The organism is Streptomyces sp. NPDC054840 (assembly GCF_053611065.1).
In genome coordinates this window covers 1-6,228 of the sequence record NZ_JBSGZP010000447.1, presented here as the reverse complement: position 1 = coordinate 6,228, position 6,228 = coordinate 1, and the positions used below count along the sequence as shown (strand labels likewise).

At 71.8% G+C, this 6,228-nt stretch carries 8 protein-coding genes; 4 read left to right on the top strand and 4 right to left on the bottom strand.

Annotation, left to right across the window (positions count from 1 at the left end):
* On the bottom strand, positions 1 to 758 hold a 758-nt coding region (locus ACWGIU_RS26500), incomplete at its 3' end, for a GAF domain-containing protein (protein WP_453709791.1).
* Complete coding sequence (locus tag ACWGIU_RS26495) at positions 755 to 1,792, bottom strand: rod shape-determining protein (protein WP_453709789.1); 1,038 nt, start codon at positions 1,790 to 1,792, stop codon at positions 755 to 757. The genes ACWGIU_RS26500 and ACWGIU_RS26495, both read right to left, overlap by 4 nt.
* Before the next feature lie 233 nt (positions 1,793 to 2,025).
* Here ACWGIU_RS26495 and ACWGIU_RS26490 point away from each other — a divergent pair, with 233 nt between their 5' ends.
* Entirely contained in the window at positions 2,026 to 2,721 is a 696-nt protein-coding gene (locus ACWGIU_RS26490; protein WP_453709793.1) for an esterase/lipase family protein, read from the top strand.
* A gap of 29 nt (positions 2,722 to 2,750) precedes the next feature.
* Here ACWGIU_RS26490 and ACWGIU_RS26485 read toward each other — a convergent pair whose 3' ends face one another.
* A complete protein-coding gene (locus ACWGIU_RS26485; protein WP_453709788.1) occupies positions 2,751 to 3,311 on the bottom strand; it encodes a hypothetical protein in 561 nt (186 codons plus the stop codon).
* A gap of 78 nt (positions 3,312 to 3,389) precedes the next feature.
* On the opposite strand from ACWGIU_RS26485, the gene ACWGIU_RS26480 reads away from it, so the two are divergent.
* Entirely contained in the window at positions 3,390 to 4,121 is a 732-nt protein-coding gene (locus tag ACWGIU_RS26480) for an SCO2400 family protein (protein ID WP_453709786.1), read from the top strand.
* Between the two features lie 90 nt (positions 4,122 to 4,211).
* Here the strand turns inward: ACWGIU_RS26480 and ACWGIU_RS26475 are convergent, their stop codons facing one another.
* Complete coding sequence (locus ACWGIU_RS26475; protein WP_109778770.1) at positions 4,212 to 4,634, bottom strand: MarR family winged helix-turn-helix transcriptional regulator; 423 nt, start codon at positions 4,632 to 4,634, stop codon at positions 4,212 to 4,214.
* A gap of 95 nt (positions 4,635 to 4,729) precedes the next feature.
* Here ACWGIU_RS26475 and ACWGIU_RS26470 point away from each other — a divergent pair, with 95 nt between their 5' ends.
* Both ACWGIU_RS26470 and ACWGIU_RS26465 read left to right on the top strand, forming a co-directional pair.
* On the top strand, positions 4,730 to 5,752 hold the full coding sequence (locus tag ACWGIU_RS26470) for an NADP-dependent oxidoreductase (RefSeq protein ID WP_453709784.1): 1,023 nt from the start codon (positions 4,730 to 4,732) through the stop codon (positions 5,750 to 5,752).
* Positions 5,753 to 5,816: 64 nt separating this feature from the next.
* Positions 5,817 to 6,228: organic hydroperoxide resistance protein (locus ACWGIU_RS26465; protein WP_453709782.1), on the top strand; the 412-nt coding region annotated here is incomplete at its 3' end.

Below are 6,228 nucleotides of genomic sequence, written 5' to 3'. Positions count from 1 at the left end.
GGGGTCGGCTGGAGCACCACCCCGGCCGCGGCGTCCGCCAGCAGCCGCGCCCGTTCGGCGACGCACATCAGGGCGTCCGCCGCCGGGCGTCCGGCCAGCAGGGCCGTGGTCACGGCGGCGACGCCGTCGATCCAGCGCTCCCGGCGGCGCGCGGTCTCGTAGAGCCGGGCGTTGCCGATCGCCATGCCCGCCTGCGAGGCCAGGACGCGCAGCAGGGCGAGGTCCTCGTCCGTGAAGGGGCCACCGCCCCGTTTCCCGGTGAGGTAGAGGTTGCCGAAGACCTCCGTGTGCACCCGGATCGGTACACCCAGGAGGCTGTGCATGGGCGCGTGGCCCGGCGGGAAGCCGGTGGCCCGCGGGTCCTGGGTGACGTCGTCGAGGAGCAGCGGGCGCGGATCGCTGACGAGGGCCCCGAGCACGCCGGAGCGCGCGTCCGGCAGGTGGGGGATCGCGGCCCGTTCCTTCTCGGTGAGGCCTGCCGTGAACAGCTGGGTCAGCAGGAGGCGCTCGGGGTCGGTGATCCCGAGCGCTCCGTACCGGGCCGCGCACAGCTCGGTCGCCGAGTCCACGATGTTCTGCAGGGTGGTGCGCAGCTCCAGCTCGGACCCGACGTTGAGGACGGCCTCCAGCAGCACCGGAAGGCTCGCCGCCTCCTCGCCGGGTTCCTCGGGCTCCTCGGGCTCGTCGGATTCCTCGGGTCCCTCGGGTCCCTCGGCTTCCTCGGGCCTTTCGATCTCCCTCGGCTCCTGAGGGCTCATCCGGCCAGCGGGTTGAGGACCATGGGGGCGACCCTCCCTTCGAGCATCGCGCCGAGACCGAGTACGGCGCACACGTCCGGCCGTTCCGCGATGGCGACTGGCATTCCGGTGGCGTCCCGCAGCATCTGGTCCAGGCCCGGCAGCAGGGCGCTGCCGCCCACCATCATGATCCCCCGGTCCGTCAGATCGGCCACCAGGTCCGGCGGGCAGTCCCGCAGCACCTTGCCGATGCCGTCGAGGACGGCGGTCAGCGGGGTGTAGATGGCGTCCCGGACGGCGGCGGTGTCCACCTGCACGGAACGGGCCAGTCCGGTGGCCACGTCGCGGCCGTGGATCAGGGTGGAGGCCGGGCCGCCGACGGTGAGGCCGTTGCCGTGGAGGGCCAGCTGGAGCGGCCGTACCGCCTGGCTGGGCAGCATCAGCTCGTGCGCGTGGCGAAGGTGCTGGACGACCGCGTGGTCGATGGCCTCGCCGCCGACCGGGATCCGCTGGGCGGTGACGATCGAGCCGAGGGAGAGGACCGCCACCTGGGTGGCCGCGGCCCCGCACACCATGATCATCGTCGCGGTCGGCTGCTCCACGGGGAGTCCGCAGCCGACGGCCGCCGCGATCAGGGTGTCGACCAGTTCGACGCGCCGGGCGCCGAGCCCCACGAGGGTTTCCACGGTGGCCCGCTGGGCGAGCGGGTCCGCGTCGTGCGGGGTGCAGGCGGCGGCCCGCAGGCGCGGCTTGCGCCGCAGGGCGCGCCGCAGCTTCTCGCCGAGGAGGTGACGCAGCATCCGCTGGGCCATCTCGATGTCGACGACGGTGCCGCCGGAGACGGGGCGGACGACCCGGATGTAGTCGGGTGTGCGGCCGGTCATCCGTTCGGCGAAGGAGCCGACGGCGATGAGTGCGCCGGTGCGCGTGTTGACCGCGGCGACGCTGGGTTCGTCGACCACGAGGCCGGCGCCCTTGACGTATACGCGGGTTCTTGCCGCCCCCAGGTCGACGGCGACGTGGCAGCGGCGCAACTGCTCAAGACTGACGGTCACGGCAGATCCTCCCGAGAGCGCTGACGCAAGAGGACCGACGGAAATGTCGGTCACTTTTCATATCATCGCGGGCAATTCGCTCTCATGGCCCGTTGAGCTGCTCCGGCCGGGGGGTGCCTCGCGGCTGCATGGGGGTGGATTTCTGTACCGACAGGCAGCACCATGCCCGCACCGCGCGCGCTACTCACGCGTAACAAGGTAAAGGGGACCTGATGCTGACGGCCCGACAGGGAATGCAGGCACCGCCCCTCCCGGCGCTCCTGACCCTTCCGGTACTCCTGGCGCTCCTGACGCTGTGCCTCGCGCTGCCGGCGGCCTCCCCGGCCCGGGCCTCCTCCCGTAACCCGGTGGTCCTCGTGCACGGCTACAACGCCGACCCGGGTGTCTGGGGATCCCTCCACGCGGACCTGCGCGCCGCCGGATACACCGACGCGGAGCTCTTCTCCTTCGGCTACGACTCCCACCGGTCCGTCAACGAGGTCCTCGCCGGGCGGCTCGGCGCCTACGTCGACCAGGTCCGCCGGGAGACCGGCGCAGCCAAGGTCGACGTGGTCTCGCACTCCTTCGGCTCGCTCGTCAGCCGCTGGTACGTGAAGTTCGGCGGCGGCGCGGCAGCCGTGGACCACTGGGTCTCGCTCGCCGGACCCAACCGCGGCACCTCCACCGCCTGGGCCTGCGCGTTGTGGGACCAGGCGTGCCGGGACATGACCCCGGGGTCGTACGTGGTGAGGAACCTGAACAGCGGGGACGAGACCCCGGGCGCGGTGAAGTACGCGACCTTCTGGTCCCACTGCGACGAGATCGTCAACCCGGACGACAGCGTCCCGCTGACCGGAGGCGCCAACACGCCGGTCGGCTGCCTCGATCACAACGACCTGCTCGGCGACGACGGCACCTCGGCCGGAGTCCGTGCCTTCCTCGCCCGCTGAGGGCTCTCTCCCGTCATCCGGGACGGCCCTCAGGGAGCGTCCCCCAGGGAGAACCGCTGGAGCAGGCCGTAGGTGAACTCCGCCACGCAGGGCCGGCCCCGCACCGCGAAGGCCAGGCGCCAGCGGGTCGGCGCGGTGCCCTCCATCGGCCGGACCGGGGCGAAGGCCCGTGCCACCTCGTCCACCGTCGCCGACCAGGGCCGCAGATCGTCCGGCGACTCCAGTACGGGCCCCAGCGCCCCCGGGGCCCGCACCAGCCACTCGTTCCACACCGCCCCGTCCGGCGCGGCCAGCACCTCGAAGCGCAGGTCCGGCCAGAGCGGCAGCGGCCACAGCAGGGCCTCGCACTGCAGATCCCCGATCGTGCGGTGCTCGGCGGACTCCGGCGGGCCGAGCACCGAGCGGTACCGGGCCAGGGCCCCGCGGGAGCGGGGTGAGCGGACCATCGCCTGCCAGCGCTTGTTCGCCTCCCGCTGGTCCGCGAGCGAGGCGCCCAGCCTGCGGCGGGCCTCGTCGGCGAGGCCCGGCTGGAAGTCGGCCATCCGCCGCAACAGCACCAACTGGAATCCGCTCGGCCCGAAAGGTGTCATGCCGGAAACGATTCCACACAGGATCCTTACGTTCTCGGGATCCGGATGTTGTCGCAGACCACGTAGCCTGCGGGCGCCATGAACTACTGCCACGCATGCCGGAGGCACCTCAACGGCGCACTGGCGTGCGCCGGATGCGGAACCCCCGCCGAGTACCTGATACCTGCCGCGTCCGGCGCCGGGCCGGCCTCCGTGCCCGCCGCCGAGACGCCGTATTCCGGACCGCCCCCAGCACTGGCCGAGGTCTTCGCCGACTCACTCGTCGTGCTGTCCGCGCCGAACGAGCGGCGCCCCGGCGCCCGCCGCCGGGTCACGCACCGGCGCCGCCGTCGGACCGTGCTGTCTCTCTCGCTCGGCCTGCTGATCGCGGTCGCGGGCTCGATGGCGGTGGTCCGCATGGCCACCGACGCGGAGCGCACCGACCGGGCCTCGACCGTGGTGCTGACCGACGACGGCCCGCAGCAGCCCGCCCCCCTGCCCGACGCTCCGACGGGCGGTGCGCCGACGGGGCCCGGGAGGGTCACGGCGAAGGCCACCGTCGCGGGTACGAAGCCGGCCGGGGCCGCGGCGCCTTCCGGGAACGTCCCGCAGCCGGGTCCGACGTCGCCCGCCCCCGCGCCCGAGACGTCAGGCCCGGCCTCCCGTACCCCCGGCCCGGGGCCGACCGTACGGGGAACCGCGTCGGGGAAGCCCTCGTCGAGCGCCTCCACGAGCACGCGGGGGCCGTCGCCCTCGTCCACGGCCCCCGTGCCGCCACCCGTTCCCACCAAGGAGCCGTGCGGCTTCTTCGATTTCGGCTGCTGGTTCTAGGTCGCCATCGCCGGGGCCCCGTCGTGCACGGGCGGGCCGGCGGCGTACGGGCCTGCGCGGGCGAACATTCTTCGCCGGGGCGGCCCTCCGTCAGGCCAGCATGCGCCGCAGGAGGTCCCGCAGGACCGTCCGCTCCTCCACGGACAGCCCGGCCAGCGGTTCGCGGGCGAAGTCCAGCGACTCGCGCAGCCGCTCCGCGGTCAGCGTGCCCTCCTCGGTGGGGGCGGCCAGCTTCACCCGCCGGTCGGCCGGGTCCGGGCGGCGTTCGACCAGGCCGCGAGTCTCCAGGCGGTCGACGATGCCGGTCACGTTCGAGGGCTCGCACCGCAGCTTCAGCGCGATGCGCCGCATCGGCATCGGCTCCAGCGAGAGCATGTTCAGCACCTTGGCCTGGGCGCCGGTGAGCTGGTGGCTGGCGGCCGCGTGCTCGTACTCCATGTGGTACCTGGCCACGACGTCGCCGATGAGCTCGACGACTTCGATGGTCACTGGGTCTACGCGACGACTGGGCATGGAACCAGCGTACCCATTTACTTGACAACATGAAATATCTAGGCGCATGGTTGTTTCATCTAGTGAAGCAATTTCGTTCTGACCAGGAGCGCCGCATGTCTCAGATCCCCGCCGTCAGCCGCGAGTGGCACCTCGTCCGTCGCCCGCAGGGCTGGCCCGTCGCCGAGGACTTCGCCCTGCGTGAGGTGCCCGTGTCCGCCGAGCCCGCCGCCGGCCGGATCCTGGTGCGCAACCTGTACATGTCCGTGGACCCCTACATGCGTGGCCGGATGAACGACGTGAAGTCGTACATCCCGCCCTTCCAGCTGGACGAGCCGATGCAGGGCGGAGCGGTCGGCGAGATCGTCGCCTCCTCCGCCGAGGGCTTCGCCGTCGGCGGGCACGTGCTGCACCCCCTGGGCTGGCGCGAGTACGCGGATGTCGACGCCGCGCACGCCGTCAAGGTGGATGCCTCGCTCGCCCCGCTCTCGGCCTACCTCGGTGTCCTCGGCATGCCGGGCCTGACCGCCTACGCCGGACTCTTCGAGGTCGCCTCCTTCAAGGAGGGCGACTCGGTCTTCGTCTCCGGCGCCGCCGGTGCCGTCGGCAGCCTCGTCGGCCAGTTCGCCAGGATCAAGGGCGCGTCCCGGGTGATCGGCTCCGCCGGCTCGGACGACAAGGTGACGCTGCTCACGGAGAAGTACGGCTTCGACGCCGCCTTCAACTACAAGAACGGCCCCGTCGCCGAGCAGCTGCCGGCCGCGGCCCCCGAGGGCATCGACGTCTACTTCGACAACGTCGGCGGTGACCACCTGGAGGCCGCCATCTCCTCGATGAAGGTGAACGGCCGGGCCACCCTGTGCGGCGCGATCGCCGGGTACAACGACACCGAGGCCGCCCCCGGTCCGCGGAACCTGATGCAGGTCATCGGCAAGCGTCTGCGCCTGCAGGGCATCCTCGTCAACGACCACAACGGACTGCAGCAGCAGTTCGTCCAGGACGTCGCCGGCTGGCTGCGTTCCGGTGAGCTGCGGTACGACGAGACGGTCGTCGAGGGTGTCGAGAACGCCACCTCCGCCTTCCTCGGCATGCTGCGCGGCGAGAACACCGGAAAGATGATCGTTTCATTCACCGGTTAGGCTCACTGCACACCGTCGTGATCGTGGGCGCGACTCACGGCGATTACCAGGAGGATTTTCCTTTATGTCCATCCAGCAGTCCGACGTCGCCTACACCGCTGTCGCCACCGCCGAGAACGGCCGTGACGGTCGGGTCGCCACCAACGACGGCCAGCTCGAGGTCGTCGTGAACCCGCCGAAGGAGCTCGGCGGCAGCGGCGCCGGCACCAACCCGGAGCAGCTGTTCGCCGCCGGCTACAGCGCCTGCTTCCAGGGCGCCCTGGGCGTCGTCGCGAAGAACGTGAACGCCGACATCTCCGGCTCCACGGTCACCGCCGAGGTCGGCATCGGCAAGAACGACGAGGGCTTCGGCCTGATCGTCAAGATCTCCGCCGTGATCCCGAACGTGGACGCCGCCACCGCCAAGGACCTCATCGAGAAGGCCCACGAGGTCTGCCCGTACTCGAAGGCCACCCGCGGCAACATCACCGTCGAGC